The sequence below is a fragment of the Macrococcus sp. S115 genome (genome assembly GCF_030067655.1).
In the GTDB taxonomy this organism is placed as follows: Bacteria; Bacillota; Bacilli; order Staphylococcales; family Staphylococcaceae; genus Macrococcoides; species Macrococcoides psychrotolerans.
In genome coordinates, this window is the sequence record NZ_JASJES010000023.1 from 1 (window position 1) to 428 (window position 428).

A 428-nucleotide genomic window follows, 5' to 3' on the forward strand; every position below is an offset into this window, starting at 1 on the left:
CTTCGATTTACAAACCCTACTCAAGATAAAAGCAGAAATTCTAAATGGAATTTCTGCTTTTTTGATGCAAAAAAAGAAGCCCTTTTATATAATGTAATCACCACAAAAACATTGAAAAGGAGCTTCTTTATGTACAAAAATTATAACACAAATCAAATCACACTGCCAATGGATATAGAATTTATGATTCCAAAGGATGACTTATGTTTCATTGTACATGATCTAGTAGAATCAATCCCTGAAGAAGAGTATCAACAGTACAGAAATAGAATGGGTGCATCCTCATATCATCCCAAAATGATGCTTAAGGTTATTCTTTATGCTTATACTCAGTCTATTTTCTCAGGTCGAAGAATTGAAGCATCATTAAACGACAGTATTCGAATGATGTGGTTATCACAGGAACAGAAGCCTTCATACAGGACTAT

Annotated in this window: 1 protein-coding gene; it reads left to right on the forward strand. The window is 32.9% G+C overall.

All coding sequences use genetic code 11. From position 1 onward, the window contains the following. Positions 1–129: 129 nt before the first annotated feature. Positions 130–428, forward strand: a 299-nt coding sequence (locus QNJ52_RS11510) for a transposase (protein WP_283722653.1), incomplete at its 3' end; no start/stop codon positions are given.